General features: G+C 66.0%; 13 protein-coding genes. 7 read left to right on the top strand and 6 right to left on the bottom strand.

The annotated features are described in order from the left end of the window. Positions 1-340 precede the first annotated feature (340 nt). The 5 genes from IFE19_RS15375 to IFE19_RS15355 all read left to right on the top strand — a co-directional run bounded on the left by IFE19_RS15375 (position 341) and on the right by IFE19_RS15355 (position 7,436). On the top strand, positions 341-1,918 hold the full coding sequence (locus IFE19_RS15375) for a serine hydrolase (RefSeq protein WP_207823796.1): 1,578 nt from the start codon (positions 341-343) through the stop codon (positions 1,916-1,918). A 9-nt stretch (positions 1,919-1,927) separates the two neighbouring features. Further along, a complete protein-coding gene (locus tag IFE19_RS15370) occupies positions 1,928-2,647 on the top strand; it encodes a helix-turn-helix domain-containing protein (RefSeq protein ID WP_207823794.1) in 720 nt (239 codons plus the stop codon). A 192-nt stretch (positions 2,648-2,839) separates the two neighbouring features. Beyond that, on the top strand, positions 2,840-3,820 hold the full coding sequence (locus IFE19_RS15365; RefSeq protein ID WP_207823792.1) for a dipeptide epimerase: 981 nt from the start codon (positions 2,840-2,842) through the stop codon (positions 3,818-3,820). Between the two features lie 31 nt (positions 3,821-3,851). Continuing rightward, positions 3,852-6,080, top strand: coding sequence for a TonB-dependent receptor (locus IFE19_RS15360; RefSeq protein ID WP_207823790.1), 2,229 nt, complete (start codon positions 3,852-3,854; stop codon positions 6,078-6,080). 69 nt (positions 6,081-6,149) lie between these two features. Further along, complete coding sequence (locus IFE19_RS15355; protein ID WP_207823788.1) at positions 6,150-7,436, top strand: peptide MFS transporter; 1,287 nt, start codon at positions 6,150-6,152, stop codon at positions 7,434-7,436. A 120-nt stretch (positions 7,437-7,556) separates the two neighbouring features. Here the strand turns inward: IFE19_RS15355 and IFE19_RS15350 are convergent, their stop codons facing one another. The 6 genes from IFE19_RS15350 to IFE19_RS15325 form a co-directional block, all read right to left on the bottom strand. Beyond that, positions 7,557-9,191 (bottom strand): alkaline phosphatase family protein, encoded by a 1,635-nt coding sequence (locus tag IFE19_RS15350; protein ID WP_207823786.1) that lies wholly within the window; start codon positions 9,189-9,191, stop codon positions 7,557-7,559. A gap of 92 nt (positions 9,192-9,283) precedes the next feature. Beyond that, entirely contained in the window at positions 9,284-12,361 is a 3,078-nt protein-coding gene (locus tag IFE19_RS15345) for a TonB-dependent receptor (protein WP_207823784.1), read from the bottom strand. Between the two features lie 72 nt (positions 12,362-12,433). Beyond that, entirely contained in the window at positions 12,434-13,390 is a 957-nt protein-coding gene (locus IFE19_RS15340; RefSeq protein WP_207823782.1) for a FecR family protein, read from the bottom strand. Then, positions 13,387-13,962, bottom strand: coding sequence for an RNA polymerase sigma factor (locus tag IFE19_RS15335; RefSeq protein WP_207823780.1), 576 nt, complete (start codon positions 13,960-13,962; stop codon positions 13,387-13,389). Before IFE19_RS15335 ends, IFE19_RS15340 begins: the two co-directional genes overlap by 4 nt. A 140-nt stretch (positions 13,963-14,102) precedes the next feature. Beyond that, positions 14,103-15,164 (bottom strand): pectate lyase, encoded by a 1,062-nt coding sequence (gene pelA, locus IFE19_RS15330; RefSeq protein WP_207823778.1) that lies wholly within the window; start codon positions 15,162-15,164, stop codon positions 14,103-14,105. 114 nt (positions 15,165-15,278) lie between these two features. Continuing rightward, positions 15,279-18,689 (bottom strand): TonB-dependent receptor domain-containing protein, encoded by a 3,411-nt coding sequence (locus IFE19_RS15325; protein WP_207823776.1) that lies wholly within the window; start codon positions 18,687-18,689, stop codon positions 15,279-15,281. Positions 18,690-18,871: 182 nt separating this feature from the next. Between IFE19_RS15325 and IFE19_RS15320 the strand changes: the two genes are divergently transcribed. Together IFE19_RS15320 and IFE19_RS15315 are read left to right on the top strand one after the other, a co-directional pair. Continuing rightward, positions 18,872-20,101, top strand: coding sequence for a family 43 glycosylhydrolase (locus IFE19_RS15320; protein WP_207823774.1), 1,230 nt, complete (start codon positions 18,872-18,874; stop codon positions 20,099-20,101). Beyond that, positions 20,098-21,405 (top strand): pectate lyase family protein, encoded by a 1,308-nt coding sequence (locus IFE19_RS15315; RefSeq protein WP_207823772.1) that lies wholly within the window; start codon positions 20,098-20,100, stop codon positions 21,403-21,405. Before IFE19_RS15320 ends, IFE19_RS15315 begins: the two co-directional genes overlap by 4 nt. The last annotated feature ends 42 nt before the right edge of the window (positions 21,406-21,447 follow it).

Here is a 21,447-nt window from a genome sequence, read left to right as displayed (position 1 = left end):
CAAACATCAAGAGCCCCGCTGCTAATCGCTGCGGGGCTTTTTGTCGTCTGCCGCTCCGCTCAGCGCCTGCTGCCCAGCGCTGCGTACTCCCATCGCTACCTTCCCAAGGTCGTGGGTCTCGGCCGCCGTGTCGCTATGATCCAGTGCGTGGATGAGGTCGCCCGCCACGCGGCGAGAATGCTCGGCGATCCCGGGATGCCGGAACATAGGCGAGGGGCTTCTCATGGCCGACGGTGAGGACAATTGACCAGCCAGCCTTTTGGCAGGGAACCCACATTTCCAAAATTTTCTTGCAGATAATGCAAAATGAACCCAGGGTTCGCTGCAAGGAGAGGCGATCATGATGTCACGGCTTTGCAACTGCGGTGCGCTGGTTGGACTGGCGGCCCTGGCGGTCAGCGCGGGAGCGGCGACCGCAGCCGATCCGGTTCGGCTCAGTGAGCGACAGATCGACCAGGTCGTGGAAACGGCGCTTTCGTCCTTCGAAATTCCAGGCGTCGCCATTGCGGTGATCCAGCCGGGGCAGGCCCCCTATCTGAAGGGCTACGGCGTCGTGGACTATCGGACGCAGACGCCAGTCAACGCCGACACCCTGTTCGGCATCGGGTCGATCTCCAAGGCCTTCACCACCACGGTGATCGCCCAGCTGGAGCAGGAAGGGCGGTTGGACTGGGACGATCCGGTCATCAACTATGTGCCGGAGTTCCGTCTGTCGGATCCGTGGGTGACGCGTGAGTTCACCATTCGCGATCTGGTCAGCCACCGCTCGGGCCTGGCGCCCTATGCCGGCGATCTGGTCATGCTGACCGAGGGCAAGGCCAACCGCGCCCAAGTCTATCAGGCCCTGGCTCACCTGCAGCCCAAGTCCAGTTTCCGCACCGAATTCGCCTATGACAACCTGCTCTACATCGTCGCCGGGGACCTGATCGAACGGGTGTCGGGTCATAGCTGGCAGGACGAGATCCAAAGCCGCTTCCTGACCCGTCTGGACATGAACGGCTGCGTGCCGGATCAGAAGCAGTTGGCGCCGAACGCGCCGAAATCCCTGGCTCACGACTATGCCGACGGTCAGCTGACCACGGTGGACTTCCCCTTGCCGGACATCACCCTGGCGGCGGGCGGCATCTTCTGCAACGCGCACGGCATGGCCCAGTGGATGGCCTACAACCTCGACCCGGCCAAGGGACCCGAACTGGACGCCGCGCGCCGCGCCGATCTGTTTAGTCCGGTGACATTGATGCCGGTGCGGCGCGCGGCCTCGCCCTATCAGGCCGGCACGACCTTCAGCGCCTATGGCCTGGGGTGGATGGTGCAGGACAGCTTCGGTCGTCGCGAGGTTCAGCACGGCGGCGGCCTGCCCGGCATGGTCAGCTATCTGAGCCTCTATCCCGACGACGGCTTCGGCGTCATGGTCATGACCAACAAGAGCAGCGGCGCGGCCCGCGCCATCGCCCAGCAACTGGCTGCGCTGAAGTTCAGCCCCAACCCGGTCCGCGCCATCGCTGATCAGGGTCGGGCGGAGATGGCCGCCATTCGCGCCGCCCAGGCGGACGCGGCCGTCGCCGGGACCGAGGTCGCCGCAGCCGGCGAGGCGCCGCGTCCGGCCCTGCCGCTGGCCCAGTATGCCGGCCGCTATGACGACGCCTGGTTTGGGCCTGTCGAGGTGCGGCTGGAAGGCGAGGACCTGATCATGGACCTGGGCTCGGAGGCCATGACCGGGCGGTTGCGGCACGTGGACGGCGACCGCTTTATCGCCGCCTGGCGCGATCGGGCGCTGAACGCCGACGCCTATGTCAACTTCCGCCTCGATCCGCGCGGCCAGGTTCGCGACATCGAAATGGCCCCTGTCTCGGCCCGCACCGACCCCTCGTTCAATTTCAGAGACCTGCGTCTGGTCAGGGCGGCGAAGCAACCTTAGGAAAAGGGCATGACGCGCCCCTACCTCCCGCCGGTCGGCGACGATGAAGCCGCCACAGGCGGGGCGGCGCTGCGCCGTATCCGCAAGAGCCGCAAGCTGACGCTGGATCAGCTGTCACAGCTGACCGGCATTCCGACCTCGTCCCTGTCGCGGATCGAGAACACGCGGCTGCGGCTGACGGTCGACAAGATGCATCTGCTGGCCAAGGCGCTGGACGTGCCGGTCGAGCGCCTGCTGGGTGACGCGCCGGGCGAGGCGGAGGACGCATCCGCTGGTTCGGGCCGGGGAGGGCCACCGCCGCCCGCCAGCGGGGCGGCGCGGCTAACGGTGGATCGGGCGCCCGAACGGCGTCCCGAACGCTTCTGCGACGCCATGGTCCACTATCTGTTCGGGTCGGACGAGAGGCGCGCTCTCGACTGCGGCCACTTCCATTTCCAGCCTGTCAGCGTCTGGGAATCGGAGTTCGTGCGCCATCCGGGCGAAAAGGTCGTCTATGTCATCAAGGGGACGGCCGTGGCCTATGTCGAAGGGCAGGAGCCGGTCCTGCTCGAGGAAGGCGACGCCATGCACATGGACTCCTCGGCCTGGCACAGCGTCGTCGCGGTCAATCAGCCAGCCGAGGTTCTCGTGACCTATTTCCACGGCGGCGGACGCGGCTATGACGCCTTTGAAAGCCGCGCCTTTTCGCGCGAGGCCTGGGCGGCGTTTCCTCTGGTCAGCGACGAATAGCCGATGCGCCAGTCGACGGGCGCTGACTGAATTCCCTTGTTCCTGAAAGGCTTGAGCCCGCGTCCTGCCCGGACGCGGGTGCAGTTTTGCGCTGGGCGAAAATTGATATGCAGATTTTGCAAAATCTGTTCTTGCCATGTGCAAATTTTCACGAATATTGCTGTGAGTGCAAAACGAATTCTGGGAGGGATCGTGAAGCTCACAGCCTTGAAACGGCGCCTGGACCTGACGACCCCGTTCCGCGTGTCGTTCGGCGAGATCTCGGGCCTGGATGTGGTCGCGGTCGCTCTGGAGGGCGGCGGCGTGGTGGGGCGAGGCGAAGCCTGCCCCATGCCGATGTTCGGCCATACCGCCGAGGCCGTGCTGAACGCGCTCACCGCCATCGCCCCCGATATTGAAGCGGGTCTGGTGGATCGCATCGGGCTGCAGTCGCGCCTGCCGGCCGGCCCGGCCCGCAACGCCCTGGACTGCGCCTTCTGGGATCATGAGGCCAAGGCCGCGGGCCGCTCGATCTGGGACCTGACCGGGCTGAGCGCGCCGGATCATCTGGCGTCGGACGTCACCATCGGCATCGAGACGCCGGAAGAGACCGAGCGTCTGGCCGCCACTCATCGCCATGCGGGCATGATCAAGCTGAAGCTGGGCGGGCCGGACGACATGGCTTGCGTGCGGGCGGTGCGTCAGGTTCTGCCAGCGGTCCGTCTGTTCGTGGACGTCAACGGCGGCTGGACTCTGGAGCAACTGAACGCCCTGGCGCCGGAACTGGCCGCGCTGGACGTCTTCATGATCGAACAGCCCCTGCCGCGCGGCGAGGACGAACAACTGGACGGCTATGTCGGGTCCGTACCCCTTTGCGCCGACGAGTCTTGTCAGGACCGCGCCGATCTGGACCGGCTGGAAGGCCGCTACGCCTTCGTCAACATCAAGCTCGACAAGACCGGCGGGCTGACCGAGGCCCTGGCCCTGGCGCGCGAGGCCGAGGCGCGGGGGATGCGTCTGATGGTCGGCTGCATGATGGGATCGGGCCTGGCCATGGCGCCGGCCTATCTGGTCGGCACGCTGTGCGAGGTCGTCGATCTGGACGTGTCCCTGCTGCTGAAGAACCCGGCGGACGCCGCCGTGCGCCACGATGGGCGCCGGCTGAGCCTGTTCGACCGGACCGTGTGGGGCTGAGGTCATGATGATTTTGGGAGGGAGAACCAAGATGAGCGGCAAGAAGCAGTACCTGGGCGTGAGTTCTCTGGCAGTGGTTCTGGCGCTGGCGGCTTCGCCGGCGGCGGCGCAATCGACTTCCGCTGCGGCTGCGGCGGACCCCGCCACCACGGTCGACGACATCGTCGTCACGGCGCAGAAGCGGTCGCAGAATCTGCAGGACGTGGCCAACTCGGTCGCCGCCCTGTCCGCCGCCGAGATCATGGAAACGGGCAAGAACGGTCTGGCCGACATGGTGTCGGCGGTGCCCAGCCTGTCCATGGTGTCCCAGGGGCCTGGTCTATCGACCATCGCCCTGCGCGGCGTGTCGACCGGCGGCGTCCGCAACGACGAGCCCCAGAACAAGGAGACGGTCGGCGTCTATATCGACGAGACGCCGATCTCGGTGAACGGCTTCAACCCGGACCTGGGCCTGTACGATCTGTCGCGCGTCGAGGTCCTGCGCGGGCCGCAGGGGACGCTCTACGGTTCGGGCGCCATGGGCGGCGCCATTCGCATCATCACCAACAAGCCGAACCTGACGGACTTTTCGGCCTCGGCCGAAGGATCGGCCTCGCACACCCGCCACGGCGAGACCAACTACAGCGCCAAGGGTATGGTCAACCTGCCGCTGGTGACAGACGCTGTGGCCCTGCGGGCGGTCGCCTATCGCACCTATCAGGGCGGCTATATCGACAATACGGCGACGGGCGAGGACAATCAGAACGACGCCACGACGACCGGCGCCCGCCTGCAGTTGGGGGCTCAGCTCAGCCCCGAGTTGCGCGCCAACCTGACCTATATGTATCACGACCTGGAGACGGGTTCGCGCGCCAGCCAGTCGGCGCCGTTTGAGCGGAATATCCGCGCCTTTGACGGCCTGACCGACCGGATCAACATCTTCAACGCGGCGCTGGACTATGACCTGGGCTGGGCCTCGGTCAATTCCTCGACCTCCTTCCTGAAGAAGAAGAACACCAACCGCACCAGCCTGGAATTCCTGACCGAGGCGGCGCTGGGTCTGGATTCGCCGGCGCCCCTGGTCGACACGACCGAGATCGAGGATTTCTCGCAGGAACTGCGGATCGCCTCCAGTGGCGAGGGACGGCTGAACTATATCGCCGGCGTCTTCTATCAGGACCGCAAGCGCGACTATACGCAGGACGGCGTCGTGCCGGGCCTGGACGCCCATGTCGGCGCCCCGTCGTCGGATTTCGGCGCGCCGGGCGTGGATCAGGTCTTCTACGGCTTCCAGAACATCCGTCAGGAGCAGAAGGCGGTGTTCGGCGAGGTCTCCTACAAGATCACGCCGCGCCTGACGGCGACGGCGGGCCTGCGTTATTTCGACTTCAGCGAGGAGTACGAGACCTTCTCGTCCGGTCTGCTGAACGGCGGAGTCTCGCGCTACTCGGGCGAGTTCTCGGAAGACGGGGTCACGCCCAAGTTCAACCTGGCGTTCGACGCCACGCGTGACAACATGGTCTATGTCCAAGCGTCCAAGGGCTTCCGGCTGGGCGGGGTGAACACCACCGTTCCAGCCGATCTGTGTCGCGCGGATCTGGACAAGCTGGGCCTGACAGAAACGCCCGGCAGCTTCGGCTCGGACTCGGTGTGGAACTATGAGATCGGCTCCAAGAACCAGTTCATGGACCGTCGCCTGACCCTGAACGCCAGCGCCTACTACATCGACTGGACCGACATCCAGACGACCATGAGCCTGCCGTCCTGCTCCTTCTCGTTCCGCACCAATGCGGGCAAGGCGCGCAGCATCGGGACCGAGGTCGAGGCCGGCTTCGCGATCAACGACGCGCTGGATGTCTATGGAACCCTGGGGTTGACCGATTCCAGCCTGACCGAGGACGTGCCCTTCACGACCTGGTCGGACGGGGATCATGTGCCGGGGGTGGCGCGCGAGCAGATCAGCGCGGGGTTGCGCCAAGCCTTCACCGTGTTCGAGGCGCGCGACGCCTACGCTCGTGTCGACTACAGCTACACCGGCAAGATGAACACGCGCTTCGACACCGGGAACGCCAATAACCGCGAGTACGGCGACTATCACCTGGTCAACCTGACGGCCGGGGTGCGCCTGCCGGGGCGTCCGATTGAGGCCTCGATCTTCGTGCGCAATCTGTTCGACGACGACGGCCGGGTCCTGGCCAGCCCTGTCAGCATCACGGGGCCGGAAAGCTGGATCACGGTTCAACCGCGCACCATAGGCTTTACCGTCCAGGCCTACTTCTAAGTCTGGAGACGCGGTCTCGTTGCGAACGGACGAGACCGCGCATCGCCATCAGGGGGAAGGCCGAGCATCATGACCATCGCCGCCAGTGAAAAGAGCTTCCTGGGCCAGCCGCGCGGGCTGACCGTCCTGTTCCTGACCGAGATGTGGGAGAAGTTCTCCTTCTTCGGCATGCGGACCCTGCTGGTCTATTACATGACCACCACCCTGCTGATCGAGCAGGGCCGGGCCTCGATCATCTATGGCGTCTATACGGCGGTCATCTATCTGACCCCCATCTTCGGCGGGCTGTTGGCGGATCGCTGGCTGGGGCGGCGACGCTCGGTGGTCATGGGCGCGTCGATCATGATCTTGGGCCATTTCATGATGGCCTCGGAGGCGCTCTTCTATCCGGCCCTGGCCGTCATCGCGATCGGCAACGGCCTGTTCCTGCCCAACCTCCCGGGTCAAGTGGCGGGGCTCTACAAGCCTGACGATCCGCGCCGTGGCAGCGCCTACAATATCTATTACATGGGCGTGAACCTCGGGGCCTTCATGGCGCCCCTGGTCTGCGGCGCGGTGGGCGAGATCTATGGTTGGCACTGGGGCTTCGCCCTGGCCGGGGTCGGCATGGCGGCGGGCCTGACCATCTATCTGCTGGGTGGGCGCTACCTGCCGGCCGATCCGCCGCGCATGGCGCGGAGTGAGAAGGTCAAGGGCGAGGGAATGGAGCGCTCGTCCCTGCTGCTGTTCGGCGGGGTGATCCTGGCGGTGGTGGTGTTCCGCGTCGCCTATGAGCAGGTGGGCAACACCCTGGCCCTGTGGATCGGCAGTGACGTGGACCGCTCGCTGGGCGGCTGGACCATTCCCATGACCTGGTTCCAGTCGCTGAATCCCCTGCTGGTCTTCCTGTTGACGCCCATCCTGGTCACGGCCTGGGATCGCTCGGCTCGCAAGGGGCGGGGAATGTCCTCGCTGGCCCGGATGGCGACGGGCGCCGCCTTGGTCGCCAGCGCCTTCTTCGGCCTGGCCTTGATTGCGATGCTGACGGGGCAGGGGCCCGTCCACTGGTTATGGCTTGTGGCCTTCTTCGTCCTGTTGACCAGCGGCGAGCTGTTCATCCTGCCGGTCGGACTGGGCCTGTTCGGACGGCTGGCGCCGGCGCAGATGACGGCCACCATGATCGCCGCCTGGTTCCTGGCGGCCTTCGCCGGCAATCTGCTGGCAGGCCTGGTCGGATCAAGCTGGAGCACCATGTCGGCCGGCGCCTTCTTCGCGCTGATGGGATCGGTCGCCAGTCTGTCCGTCATGGCCCTTTGTCTGCTGATCCGGCCCTTTAGGAAGCTTGAAGCGCGGTCTGATGCAGGCGATGAAATCTAGGCTGAAAAGACAAGCTTGTGTGCGAGGTATCGCCCAAGTCCTGCTCCTGTACACACATCAACAAAGCCCCGCGGCTCACCGGTTCCAGACACATGGCCTGCGCGCGACGGGCCTGCGAGGTCAGTCCCACAAGGGAAGGGCGTGGCCTTCGACAACGGGAGACGCGATGTCCACGACGGCCGCCAGGGTCGGGGCGATGTCGATGGTGCGGATCGGCAGAAAACGTTCCTGCCCGGTCCCTTGCGGCTTCCAGAAGACGATGGGCACTCGGCGATCATAGTCCCAGGGCGTGCCATGGCCGGCTATGTTTCCGCCCACACGCCCCCCGCCGGTCACGTTCGGCGCCCGCACCATGATGATGTCCGAGGAGCGCTCGTCGACGGCGGAGAGGCGCATCCTTTGCTCGAGCGTCAGCATTTCCGGTTGAAGACTGTCGGGCAGGGGGGCGGTCAGCAACGTGTCGCGAGCCTCGGCGAAGACGATGTCGGGCATCACCCGCAGCTGAGGCAGGGCCGCCGCGATGATCTCGCCGCGCAGAGGTTCGGGCAGACGTCGTTGGCCCCCGTCAGCCACGATCAGACCGCTGGATCCGGACTGTAGCGGGGCGGCGTCAAGGCGGAAGCGCGCCTGCAGGTCGGCATTGATCTCGGCCAGGGGCGCGGAGCTGATCCGGTGCGCATGGGGATAGCCGCGCTGCGCCAGACGCTCGACGAAATCAGACCCGCCATGATCGGCTGTCAGGACCAGAATCACTCCGCCGGAGACAGCCTCAAGTCGCGTCAGGAACTCGCCGAGGGCTGCATCGAGCCGGTGCATCTGCTCGCACATCTCCGGGCCCTGGGAGCCATAGGCGTGACCGATGCGGTCGGTCGCGGACAGGCTGACGCCGAGCAGGTCCGTGGTCGGCCCCTGGCCCAGGTTCTGGCTGTCGATCAGATAGGCTGCGGCTTTCAACGTCTCTTCGTCCAGGGACGGCGAGGCATCGAACTTGTCGCGAGCGGGCGGCACCCGGGAGTGGAGGACGTCGCCGCGAATGGTCCAGTCGGCCTCAAGTGCACGGCATTGGGGTCGGGTATAGGTCCAGGCGTGCGGCGCGTCGGCCTGGCGGCGGCGGAAGGCGCGGTTGAAAGCGTCCACGGGGGCCAGCCGCCTCGCGGCGTCCTGACCGGGCTCGACATAGGTGGTCAGGCCAAAGCCGTCGGTGAACCAGAAGGCGCCGTCGGGATGATGGCCCGCCAGATTGATCGCGCCTCGATCCTTGCCGGACACAGCGAAGACGCGGGCGTCGGGCCGCTGGGCTTTCAGCCAGTCGCCCAGGCTGGAGGCGCGGATGTTGTCGGGACCGACCGGGCCGTTGTCGCTGTTCCTGCCATGCGCCAGGGTGTTGCGCGGCGCGGCCAGGCAATAGACCTCTTCGCCTGTCGCCGGATCAATCCAGTCGTTGGAGGGAATGCCGGTCTGGGCCGGATGCATGCCGGTCAGGACGGTGGAGTGGCCGGGGCAGGTCTCGGTCAGGCCGTGGGTCTGGTAGCCATTGGTCGAGACCAGTCCTTCATCCGACAGACGACGGAGGCCGGCGGTCCAGCGGCTTCGGTACTGGTTGAACAGATTGGCGCTGAACTGATCGACCACGACGGTCACGATCAGTCGGGGCGGGGCAGGCGTCGCCGTATCTCCCGTCCGGTCCTGGGCCTGGGCCAGGCCGGAGGCGGCGCAGAGCAAGGCCGCGAGCGCGGCGGCGAGGCGATGATGCATGGCGAGACCCTGATAAGGGCGCGACGGTTGATGTGCGCGCGGACCAAGGCTCCGGCGGCGCCCGCGAGCGACGCCGGAGCGGTGGGCTCAGGTCAGAATTCGACCTGAACGCCCAGGGTGAAGGCCCGACCCGTGATGCCGTAGGCCGAGCTGTAATTGTACGCGTTTCCGCTGTCGGTGCCGTCCGGCAGGAAGGGACCGTAGTCGTTGAAGATGTTCTTGATCGTGCCGAACACCTTCAGGCGGGGGTTCTCACGCAGCGGCTTGACGCTGGCGCTCAGGTCGTGGCGCCAATAGGCGTCGACGTTGAGGAAAAGCGGGTCGGCCCAGCCCATGTCGATGGCCTGTTGCTTCCGCTCCAGGCTGTCGACGACGCCGCCGATGTAACGCGACGACCAGCGCACGCTCCAGACGTCATCATACCAGGACAGGCCGAACTTGGCCTCGTTCTTGGCGGAGCCGACCTCGCCGACCGATTCGACCAGCTCCACCTTGTCGATGCTGTCGTATTCGGTGCTCAGCTCCAGGCGACGGCTGTAGTTGATGCTGGCCCGGAACGCTCCGGGCACCTGCCAACGCTCCAGATCGAAGCGATAGGAAGCCGCCACGTCCACGCCACGCGCCCTGGTCTCATTCAGGTTCTGCTCCTGATTGAGAATACGGACCAGTTGGCCGTTCTCGTCGCGGGTGATGGTGTCGCAAAAGACATTGTCGGCGCCCGACGGGTCCGAGTAGCAGCCCAGCAGCAGGGCCGAGTTGCTCAGCGACGAGATGACATCTGAAATCTTGATGTCGAAGTAGTCGATGCTGGCCTCGAAGCCGGGAAGATAGGAGGGGCGATAGACCAGACCCAGGGTCCAGGTGTCGGCGGTCTCCTCGAACAGGTCGGGATTGCCGGCGTTGGGCGCCTTGATCTGGGTGCTCAGCTGACGGAAGGTCCCGTCGGACGCCGCCGCGATCGCTGCGGCGATGCGGCTGTCGGCGCGACAGTTCTGGGCGACGGTCCCGGTCGTTGCGGCCGTCACGCCGCTACAGATGTCCACCACGGTGTCGGCGTCGTCCCGAGGCGGCGAGAACAGCTCGCTGGTGTCCGGAGCGCGCTGGGCGCGGGCGTATTCGGTGCGGATGCGCAGATCGGGGATCGGCGACCATTGCAGACCGGCGCGATAGCTGACCGTCGTGCCCACGGAATCCAGGTTGTAGTCCGCGACGCGAACCGCCCCATTGGCTGTCAGACGGTGGGCGAAAGGCAGGTCGGCCAGCAGGGGAACCGAGGCCTCGGCAAAGACCTCGTTCGCCTTGATGGTCCCCTCGAATTCCGGAAGGAAGGAGGAACTGGCCAGGCCGCTCTGGATCAGCGGGTCGGTGCGTGTCTGGGTATGGTCGCGGCGGCTTTCGAAGCCGAAGGCGGTCTCGATCGGACCGGCCGGCAGTTCGAACAGCGTGCCCGAGACGTAGCCCTCGATCGTGTCCTGACGGTTGGTCGGACGATAGAAGGTGTTGGCTCGAATATAGTCGGCCATCTCCGGGGTGATGGAGCCTACGCCGAAGAGGTTCAGCGGAACGCAGCCGTCGGCGCGGGCGGCGGCGCTGCGGCACTGGACCACGCCATTGACCCGCTCGGAGTCCAGGGCCCATTGGACGCGTTGCAGGTTCAGCGTATTGCCGCGAATTTGCTCGCCCGAGAACTTGCCGTAGCCGTAGGTCAACTTCCAGTCCCAGTCGTTGGGCAGGACGCCTTCGATGCCGACCCAGCCGCGAATGGTCTCGCGTTCGTTGTGGATCAGGTTGGGGCCGACCTCGACGAGGCGACGCCGAAAGTCGATGCCCGAACTTGAGGCGGCGGATTTGATCTCGGTCGGCGCGAAGGGGTTCAGGGTGCGCGACATCCGCCCGACCGTGAACTCGTCATTGACGCCGAAGGTGGTGGTGTTGCTGACCGTCGTGGGTTCGCGGGTGGAATCGGTCACCACGTTCGAATAGAGGACCTGGCCCCAGATCTTGAGATTGTCAGTCAGGGCGTAGTCGAACTTGGCGGCGCCGTTCAGATTGTCACGCGGCGTGATCAGGGTGCCGGCGCGACGGGTCTCGTAGCCGTCGACCGCCGTGACCATGTTGGGCCTCAGGCCGGAGTCGTCGTAGAACCAGCGTCCGCTGATAAAGCGGCCGCCGGCGATATTGGTCGACCGGTCCGGCGTGGTGACGGTGTTGCTGGCCGGCAGGTAGAGGATGGATTCCTGGGCGCGTTCGCGGTCTGTCGCCTTCAGCTTGAACTGGCGATCATAGGTGGCGCCGGCCATCAGATAGAGGCGGTCGTCCAGAAAGCGGCGCCCGCCGCCGATGGAATACTCGATCGACTCGCCGCCGCCGTCATAGGTCGTGCCGCCGACCACACGCGCGCGCACGCCGTTCAGGTTGCGCTCGGTGATGACATTGACCACCCCGGCGATGGCGTCGGAGCCGTAGACGGCCGAGCCGCCGCCCGTCGTCACCTCGACGCGATCGACGAAGAACTCGGGAATCGTGCTGAGGCTGACGGCGTTCTTGTTGCCGGCGTTGGAGACGGTGCGATGACCGTCGATCAGGGTCAGGGTGCGGTTTTCGCCGAGGTTGCGCAGGCTGATGGTCGACAGGCCGTTCGCCTGGGTCGCGGTCTGGCTGTTGGCCAAGGATACGGCTTCCTCGACGCCGGGAATGTCCGTCAGCGCCTCTGCCAGGTCCATGTAGCCCTGCTCCAGCAGGACCTCGCGCTCCATGCTGACGACAGGGGTGGCCGCGTCGAAGACGTTTTTCAGGCGCGAGCCGGTGACGACGACTTCCTCGACAGTGGAGGCTTCCTCGCTCAGGGCTGAGCGCTGGGCTGGCTGACGAACAATGGCCAGTGCGCCCGAGCTGTCGCGCTGAACCGTCAGGCCTGTGCCTTCCAGCAGACGGCGAAGGGCGGTTTCGGCGTCCACGGCGTCGCGGACGCCCCGGGTGCGAACGCCGCGAACGTCTTCAGTTCTGTACACCAGCTGGACGCCGGCCTGACGCGCATAGGCGTCGAGCGCGCCCTTGAGCTCGCCCGACGGCAGGTCGAAATTGCGGGTCTGCGCCGCCGCGGCGCCCGCTAGGATCAAGGCGCAGGCGCTGCCGGTCAGCATGTGTCGCAGAAGCGAAACCGTCTTCATGAAATCCCCTCATCGCCCGGATTGGGCGTCCTCAGGGATTGTGACAAGACGAAGGCGCAAACCCCCTACATCCTATTCGGATATTTTTACGATTTCTCCGTCGCGAACGATCTCCAGCCCATAGGCGCTGCGCAACAGGCGGACAAAGGCCTCGACGTTGGCGGCTTCAAAACTGCCGCCGATGCGGATCTCGGCGGTGCGGGCGTCACCGACGACCAGCTGGGTTTCGTTATAGCGATTGAACTCCGCGGCGGCGTCCGACAGGGTGATCTGGTCAAAGACGAGCAGGCCGCGCCGCCAGGCAAGGTGGTCCTGAACCTTCTCTGCGGAAGTGTGGCTCTGCAGGATGGATCGCCCGTCGCCCGTCGCCACGTCGCCATGGACCAGAATGACCGGCTTGGGGGCGTGCGCCGTCTGCGGCCCGCTGAGGCGCACCCGGCCTTCGGCGACGATGACGCGAACGGTGTCGCCGTCGCGCTTCACGCTGAACCGGGTGCCCAGAACGTTGACGGTCCGGTCGCCCATGTGGACGGTGAAGGGGCGCGAGGCGTCATGGGCGACCTCGAAGTAGGCCTCGCCCTGATCCAGCCAGGCCTCGCGGCCGTCCGCCGAGATCGAGGCGCGCAAACGGGTCTCGGTGTTCAGTTCGACGCGCGAGCCGTCCGACAGGGCCACCAGGCGTTGCTCGCCGGTATCGGTGACATAGCTGGCGGGGCGGGGCCAAAGGACCGTCGTGGCCAGGGCGACGGCGGCCAGACCGGCGGCCAGACCAATGGCCCAACGCGGCGTCACGCGACGGCGGGGCGCAGGCGGCGTCGCGACGGCTTCAGCTAGGGTTTCGGGGCTGCGCAGCGCCGCCAGTCGTCCCGCCTTTTCCCAGCTGTACTCCAGGCGCCAATAGGCGGTGCGGTGTTCGGGCGCGGCGTCCAGCCAGGCTTCGAGCCGGGTCTGGTCCTCGCCCGACAGCCCGTCTGCGGCGCGTATGAGCCAGTGGGCGGCGGTGTCTTCGATGGTGTTGCGCATGCTCATGACGGGAGCTCGCTCTTGGAGGCGGCGGTTTTGGAAGCGGCCCGGCGCACTCGCCCCTGACCGCCCATCATGTAATCGGCCAGCGCCCGCAGGCCATGGACCATCTGTTGTTCGACGGTGCTGACGCTGATGTCCAGATGTGCGGCGACCTCACGGGTGGAGAGGCCCTCAATGCGCCGCAAGGTCATGACCTGCCGGCATCGTGGCGGCAGTCTTGCAAGTCCGGCTTGAACACGTCGCAGTTCTTCCCGCGCCGTCAACTGCTGATCCAGATCGCCCGCGGCGGCGTCGGGAAAGGCCGTCTCCAGATCGGCGACCAGATCGAACGACACGATCTTGGCGCGCTTGGCGGTGTTGATCAGGTGGTTGCGGGCGGTGGTGAACAGAAAGGCGCGCGGGTTGAGCGGCAACTGTCGGCGCGCCGCCGTATAGATCTTGGCGTAGATGTCCTGCCTCAGGTCGGCCACATCGCTTTCGTTACGCCAGTTGCGGCGGATGAAGCGGGTGAGGGCGGCTTCATGCGGAAAGACTTCCCTGAAGAACCAGGCCTTCAGCTCCTTGTCGTCCACCATGCCTGTTCCATCCTGACGTCGCCGGGCCCGGTCGGCGGGCGGCAATTCGTCAGACAATCCTGAGAGGAATTACCTCTACACCGACTGACCGTCAGGGCGGGGAAAAAAGAAGGCCGTGGCTGAGGCTTTAGCTCATCCGATCATGGGACCGGCGTTCCGGTCGGTCGGGTCGACCTCAGCAAGGCGGCGGGCCATTCGCCGATATAGGCGTAGCCCAGGCGGCGTTCGCGTTCGATCGCGGCCAGGTCGCCATGGGGAACGGAATCCCGTCCCATATAGATCGGCTGATTGGTCGCCAGGTCATAGAAACGGGCCCACAGGGGGGCGGCGCCGGGCGCTGCGGCCAGACGCTTGTCGGGACGCCCTTCGGGGTCGATGTAGTCTTCCAGGCGGGTGTCATGGATGGCCGAGACCCGGAACCAGTCGAGAGCGCCTTCGATGGCCGCTGTGACCTGGGGCGAGGGATGGTCGATTTCCATCAGGAAGCGGACGACGCCCACGCTTTCACTGCCGGACAGGGAGGGCGGTTCGAACCGTCGCGCCCAGGCCGGGGCCAGGGTCTGGGCGTCGTACTGGGCGCACCAGGCCGTCAGCCGGCCGTTCTGGCGAACCTGGGTTTTGAGGATCAGGTCGACGCCTTGTCGCACCGCAGTTTCGGCGCGGCTCCTCCTGGTGTCGTCGATGAAGGCGTAGGGCGGGCGGCCGCTTGCGACATGGCGCAGGAGGCGCATGACGCGGATCATCGCGTCGTCGTTGAAGGTCACATGGTCGTGGTAGCCGCCGCGAAGCGGGTAATACTGGGGCCAGCCGCCGTTCGGATACTGGGCCGCCAGGACGTAGTCGAGTCCACGTTGAACGGCGACCACATAGGCGGGATCTCCGGTTGCGGTCGCGACACGCGCCAGGAAGGCCAGGGGCAGGGTTGTGGCCTGATTGTCGAAGGTGTTGGCCAGGCCCGGGTCGGCGTCCGGGCGCGGAGGATCGCCGAGGGGCGTGTTCTTGGGCCAGCCGCCCTCGATGGACTGGTGGCGCAGGACATTGTCGGCGATGCGGCGCGCCTCCGGGCTTGCGTACCAGGCCTCGGCGCGGGTCAGAACCGCAGCGTTCCATGTCGGCGGCGCTTCGGCGGCGATGACGGGCGCAGCGAGAGCCAGCGAGAGAGGCAGGGCGCCAAGAGCGCTGAGACAGGGCCTTGAAATCACGACGGCGGCTCCTTGGACGGGCGGCGGCGAGCGGCTGATAAAAGGAAGCGCCGTGTTTCCACGGCGCTTCAAGTGCGACAGCTCATCCGGGAGGAGGCTCTGTCGATCTCAGGATCAGAAGGTGAAGCGGGCGCCGACGAAGTACTGCCGGCCGGTGCTGGCGTAGTTCTGGACGACGGGGTCGTTCTGATAGGCCCAGCGGCTGTCCGTCTGATTGGTCAGGTTCAGCGCTTCCACGGTGATCGTGACATGATCTGTCAGCTTGTAGGTGGCTGAGGCGTCGACGTTCAGGGTCTCGTCGCTGCCGATGAAGTCGTTGATCAGAGGCGAGTCGCAGACGCCTGGATCGCAGCCGCCCGAAGCCAGAGGATAGGTGGTCTGGTAGGCCGCGCGATAGGCCGTCGAGATGCGGGCGCTGAACTTGGGGTCTTCATAGAAGATGGTGGCGTTGAACGATTCCGGCGAGGCGCCCAGGAAGGGCGCCGTGCCCGTGAGACCGCGCGCCGGGTCCAGGATGTACTCCAGTTCGGAGTTGATCTTGGTGTAGTTCAGTTGAACGCCCGTATATTCGAGCAGACCCGGCAGGAAGGTGAAGTTCTGCTGATAGGCGATCTCGAAGCCGTCCAGGGTTCCGCCGGGCGCGTCGTTGTACTGGCGGATCTGGAAGGGGCGGTCCTCGTCCAGATAGGCCCGGCGGCTAGCCGAACCTTCATCGACCAGACCGTCCCAAGTGGCGCGCAGGTTGGCGATGGCGGCGGCGTCGAAGATCTCGCTCAGTCGGGATTCACGCAGGACGACCTGCGGGAAGCTTTCGATTTCCTTCCAGAAGTAGGCGACCGACAGGATGGCGTCGCGAGCGAAGTACCATTCCGCGTTGAAGTCGAGGTTGGTGGCGCGGAACGGCTTCAGGCGGGTGTTGCCCAGGGTGATGGCGGCGTTGCTGCCGTCGAACTCGGCGGGCGCCGTGCCGATGCCGGTCGGCACATTGAAGGCGGTGACGCCGGGGTGCAGGGCCATCATTTGCGGCCGCGCCATGACCTTGGCCGCGGCAAAGCGCAGGATCAGTTTTTCGGTCGGCTCCCACGCCAGGTTCAGTGAAGGCAGATAGTCGTTGTAGGCGTTTGAATTCTCGACCGGGCGGCCGCTGGGCGAGCGGCCGCGGGCGTCGACTTCCGTGCGGGCGTAGCGCACGCCGGCGTTGCCGCGCAGGACGCCCAGGTACAGCGGGATGTTGAAGTCGACCTGACCGTAGAGGCTGTGGGACTTTTCATCCACCCAGAAGGTGTTCACGCCGCCGTTGCGCAGGTCCGACAGGCGCCAGTCCCCCCATTCGTTGATGCAGTTGCAATCGAAACCGAAGCGGCTCTGGAAGGCCTGAAGATTGGGCGCGAAGAACCGGGTCGGCATTCCGTCCGGCACGTTCAGACCCTTGCCCCAGTCAACGACCTGACCCATCTGGCCGACCGTGGTGGCCTCGGCGAGACCCGAGCGGACACCTTCCAGCAGACTGGGGTTCATCGTGTCCCCGATCAGGCGCTCATATCGCGTGTAGAAGAAGTCGAATTCGCGTGCGCCGCCGCCGAAGCGGAAGGTGATGTCGTCGTTGTAGTCCCAGGCGAAGTCGGCCCTGGCGGTGCGGTAGCCGTTCTCGGTGATCGTCTTGTAGTGGCGCAGGGCCGAGTAGCCCTTGACGAAGTCCCACTTGGTCGGATCGGCGACATCGAAGCCGAAGTCCATGAACGGCATGTCGCCGCCGCCGCGCTCGTCGTAGACGAAGTAGCCGTCTCCAGCCGCGCCCTGTCCGGAGTCGAGGCGGATAAAGTCGGCCAGCAGGCCGGTGTTGTCATTGGTGGATTTGGAGTCGCCGATCAGCGCCGTCATGCGGAAGCGGTCGGTGAATTCATGCTCCAGATTGATCGAGTTCTGGCGGAATTCGGTCGTGTAGCCGCCTTGGTCGACCGCCGAGCGCATATCGACGTTCGCCAGCTTCAGATAGGCTGCGTTCTCGCCGTTGGCGCTCAGCGCGGCGTCCATCAGGCGCACCGAGGGGCGGCCGATGAAGGCGCCGCGCATGGCCAGATAGTTGGGGTGGGCGACATAGCCGACCGAGCCGGGCTGGTTGTAGTAGTCGTAAACCTCGAGGTTGTTCGGGTTGAAGCTGCCGGTCCCGGCCAGGAGATTGTTGACGTTGGCGCCCGGCGCCGTCGTGAAGACGGGGGTGTTGCCATACAGGCTCTGACCGCAGTCGATGGCGTCGCGGAACTCATTGGCTTCCTGGCTGGTGCAGGTGGCGTAGATGCCGCGCCGGTTGCGATAGCTGTTGTTGGCCGCGCTGGTCGTCGGATAGGTCTGGTAGCTGAGCGAGGTCAGCGTGCGGTTGCCGTTGGTGTTGTTCCGGTTCAGGCCGACCGCGCCGATCTGGTAGTTGGTCGAGACCTGGGTCATCTCCGAATAGAGGTTGTCGAAGCTGATCGTGGTCCGATCGGTCGGGCGCCATTGCGCCGACAGGGTCACGCCCACGCGTTCTTGCTCGACCTCGCGATGATTCAGGGTCGCCAGGGCTGGGATGCGGACCAGGGAGCCGCGCGTGCTTCCCCCGTTGATCAGGGCGTAGGCGGCCGGGTCTGAACCGATCAGATAGGAGAGAGCCTCGGGGTTGGTGACGCGTGGCAGGGCGGTGGCCGGGTTGGTGCCGATCGGCAGGGCGAAGCCCTGATGATCGCCAGCGGCGTTGCTTCCCACATTGTTGAAGGTCGCGCCTCGATAGGTGTAGTCCGAGGAGCCGACGCCGCGCGTATAGCTGTCGACCGACTGGTCGCGCTTGTTGTAGGCGACCGAACCCAGCAGACCGAACTCGCCGATCTTGCTGCTCCAGCGATCCGAGGCCAGTAGGGCGACGCGGGGGTTATGGGTCTCGCCGTTCTCGTAATAGGCGTCCTGCAGGGTCAGGGCGAAGCGACTGTCGCTGAAGTTGAAAGGCCGTCCGGAGATCAGATCGACCGTGGCGCCCAGAGAGCCCTCGTCGGTCATGGCGTCGGCGGACTTCTGCACCTTCAGCGAGTTGAACAGCTCCGAGGCGAAGGTGTTGAAGGCGAAGCCGCGATCGCGCCGCAGGGCGCCGTCGGCGTTGCTGGCGCCCGAGGTCGACAGGGTCTCCAGACCGTTCAGGCGCACGCGGGTGAAGTCGCCGCCCAGACCGCGCACCGAGATGCTGTTGCCTTCGCCGTTCTCGCGGTCGATCGAAACGCCAGGAATACGCTGCAGGGATTCCGCCAGGTTGGCGTCAGGAAAGTCGGCGATGTCCTCGGCGTTGATGACGTCGACGATGGTGTTCGAGCGCCGCTTCTCGTTCAGGGCGCTGGCCAGCGAGGCGCGCAGGCCGGTGACCACGACCTCGTCCACGGTGGTGGTCTGGTCGTTCGACTGTTCCTGCGCGACGGCGGGCGAGGCGGCCAGCATGGCCGCAAGACAGAGCGCGATGGGCGACGCGGCCGCGCGCAACTGTAGCGTTGAATTGTTCGTCATGGGGTCCCTCCTCCTCGATCGCAGGACCTCTTGGCGGGTTCTGTCGATCATCCAGCCGCCGGGCGACCACCCGGCTTCATCTAAAAAGTATTATAATATTTTTAGCCCAACAAGCGTTTTCTGATACCGGTGTCATCCTATTGATGATCATGAGGGAATCAAATGCGCAAGGGGGTAGGGGCATGATTGTCCAGGGCCGGCGATCCTTCTGTGGCTGGGCTGTGGCGACCACGGCCAGCCTGTACGCACCGCAGCTCCTCGCTCAGGCGGCGGAGGATTCCGGGCGCCTGATCCCGGCGCCTGACCGCAATCCCTATCCATACCGGGGCGTCAGCGGGCCCGGCGCCGCGACGATGCCCGACGATGCGCGCGGCGGCTGGATGTCGGGCCTGGCGGGCGTGCGGTATCGCGGCGCGCGGTCGATGGCCTATCCGACCCTGCCGTGGGGCGAGGCCGCAACGGGCTCGGCGGTGGACAAGGGGCTGCTGCCGCCGATCCATCCGCTGATGGAGCTGCACCTGCGCGACACCCAGATCTGCATCGGCGGCGACGGGGCCTACTACATGACCGGCTCGACCGGCGACAACATCTGGGCCTTCAACGACGGGATCGAGCTGTGGCGCTCGACCGATCTGGTCGACTGGACCTATCTGGGTCTGGTCTGGAGCCTGGACCGCGAAGGCGGCTGGGCCAGGGAATGGCGGATGCGGCGCGGCGTGCCCTTCCGCGCCATCTGGGCGCCCGAAATCCACTATGTCGCCGGAAATTATTTCCTCTGCTTCAGCGTCAGCCGCGCTGGCCTCGGCATCCTGCGCAGCACGACGGGCAAGCCCGAGGGGCCATACGAATACGCCTTTTCGCCCGACGCCCACTTGCGCCGGGGCATCGACGCCACCCTGTTCCAGGACGACGACGGCGCGGTCTATCTGACCTATGGCTCGGGCGACGAGATCGTGCGGCTGAAGGACGACCTGTCCGGCTATGCCGAGGACTGGAAGCGGACAAGCTTCGCCGACACCCAGTGCATCGTGGCGCGCGACCGCGCCCGCTGCCTGAAGGGCGAGAACACCCTGGGCTACGAGGGCGCGACCCTCTTCAGGAAGGATGACCTCTATTACCTCGGCGCGGTCGGCAATGTGGAGGGGCGCTACTCCTTCGTCTTCGCCGTGTCCGAGGCCCTGCACGGCCCCTATCGGATGAAGCACGAGGCCGCGCCATGCGCCGGGGGCGGCAATGTCTTCAAGGACCGCGAGGGGCGGTGGTGGTCCACCTTCTTCGGCAACGACGAGCAGAGCCATTTCCGCGAGAAGCCCGGCCTGATCCGTGTGGACTTCGACGCCGAGGGCCGCATCGTCGTCGCAGGGGACCAGCCCTTCGCCAGACCCCTGCCGCCGCTGGAGCCGCTGACATGATCGATCGTCGCCGTCTGATGCTGACCGCCGTTGCGGTCGGGGCTCTGCCCCTGCCCGTCTTGGCGGAAGGCGAAGCCCTGGCCTTTCCCGGCGCCTTGGGCTGGGCCGCCTCGACCCCCGGTGGACGTGGCGGCCGGATCATCCGCGTCACCACCCTGGCGGACGAGGGGGAGGGCTCGCTGCGGGCCGCGCTGGAGGCCGAGGGGCCGCGCATCGTGGTGTTCGAGGTCGGCGGCGTCATCGACCTGCAGCGCCGCGACATCCGGGTGGCGAACCCCTTCCTGACCCTCGCCGGTCAGACCGCGCCCGAACCGGGAATCACCCTGATCCGGGGCGGGATCAGCCTGCGCACTCATGACGTCATCGTGCGCCATGTCCGCATCCGGCCCGGCGCAGACGGAGCGGCGGGGAAAAGCGGCTGGGAGGTCGACGGCCTGACCACCTCGGGCGCGCATGACGTGATCGTGGACCAGTGCTCCTTCAGCTGGGCGACGGACGAGAACCTGTCGGCGTCCGGTCCGCGTTTCGACGGCGGCGATAGGGTGGAGCAGTGGCGAACGCATACCTCGCGCCGCATCACCTTCAGCCGCAACATCGTGTCCGAAGGCCTGTCGAACGCCAGCCACGTCAAGGGCGAACATTCCAAGGGCACGCTGATTCACGACAACGCCACCCAGGTGCTGATCGTCGGCAACCTCTACGCCCACGACCATGAGCGGAACCAGTTGTTCAAGGGCGGTGTCCACGCGGTCAGCGCCAACAACCTGATCTACAACCCCGGCAACCGCTGCATGCATTATGCGCTGAACGCCTCGGAATGGGGCGATCATCCTTGGGAAGTCGGACAGCTGTCGATCGTCGGCAACGTGACGCGGGGCGGGCCTTCGACGCGCGCCGACCTGCCCTTCCTGATCGTGGAGGGGCAGGGGGATCTGGACCTCTATGTTCACGACAATCCGGCGCAGCATGCCGGTGGCCGGACTATGCAAGAGCTCGGGGTCATCTCCGACCGTGAGCCCAAGATCAGGCGACTGAGCACCTCGCCGCACTGGCCTGTCGGGTTCCGGGTCCGGCCCTCAAGCGAGGTGGAAGCCTGGGTCATGGCAGAGGCTGGCGCGCGGCCCTGGGCGCGCGACGCCGTGGATCGGCGGATTCTGGAGGAGGTGCGCACCGGAACCGGCCGCATCATCGACGACGAGCGCGAGGTCGGCGGCTATCCGGTCGTGGGCGAGACGCGTCGCCTCTTCGTCGAGGCCGACTGGGACCTGGCGAGCCTGACCCGGAAGGACGGCGCGCCAAGCTGAGAAAAGAGGGGGGCGGAGTGTCTCGGCTCCGCCCCCTTCGCA

The organism is Brevundimonas pondensis (assembly GCF_017487345.1).
GTDB classification, from domain to species: domain Bacteria; phylum Pseudomonadota; class Alphaproteobacteria; order Caulobacterales; family Caulobacteraceae; genus Brevundimonas; species Brevundimonas pondensis.
This window is presented reverse-complemented; position numbering and strand designations above follow the sequence as displayed.

What these genes read in the sequence shown, in the direction of transcription:
- IFE19_RS15340 (WP_207823782.1), bottom strand. Translation starts at nt 13,390, where the DNA reads ATGAGCATGCGCAACACCATCGAAGACACCGCCGCCCACTGGCTCATA.
- IFE19_RS15370 (WP_207823794.1), top strand. Translation starts at nt 1,928, where the DNA reads ATGACGCGCCCCTACCTCCCGCCGGTCGGCGACGATGAAGCCGCCACA.
- IFE19_RS15350 (WP_207823786.1), bottom strand. Translation starts at nt 9,191, where the DNA reads ATGCATCATCGCCTCGCCGCCGCGCTCGCGGCCTTGCTCTGCGCCGCC.
- IFE19_RS15325 (WP_207823776.1), bottom strand. Translation starts at nt 18,689, where the DNA reads ATGACGAACAATTCAACGCTACAGTTGCGCGCGGCCGCGTCGCCCATC.
- IFE19_RS15355 (WP_207823788.1), top strand. Translation starts at nt 6,150, where the DNA reads ATGACCATCGCCGCCAGTGAAAAGAGCTTCCTGGGCCAGCCGCGCGGG.
- IFE19_RS15360 (WP_207823790.1), top strand. Translation starts at nt 3,852, where the DNA reads ATGAGCGGCAAGAAGCAGTACCTGGGCGTGAGTTCTCTGGCAGTGGTT.
- IFE19_RS15375 (WP_207823796.1), top strand. Translation starts at nt 341, where the DNA reads ATGATGTCACGGCTTTGCAACTGCGGTGCGCTGGTTGGACTGGCGGCC.
- IFE19_RS15315 (WP_207823772.1), top strand. Translation starts at nt 20,098, where the DNA reads ATGATCGATCGTCGCCGTCTGATGCTGACCGCCGTTGCGGTCGGGGCT.
- IFE19_RS15345 (WP_207823784.1), bottom strand. Translation starts at nt 12,361, where the DNA reads ATGAAGACGGTTTCGCTTCTGCGACACATGCTGACCGGCAGCGCCTGC.
- IFE19_RS15320 (WP_207823774.1), top strand. Translation starts at nt 18,872, where the DNA reads ATGATTGTCCAGGGCCGGCGATCCTTCTGTGGCTGGGCTGTGGCGACC.
- IFE19_RS15335 (WP_207823780.1), bottom strand. Translation starts at nt 13,962, where the DNA reads ATGGTGGACGACAAGGAGCTGAAGGCCTGGTTCTTCAGGGAAGTCTTT.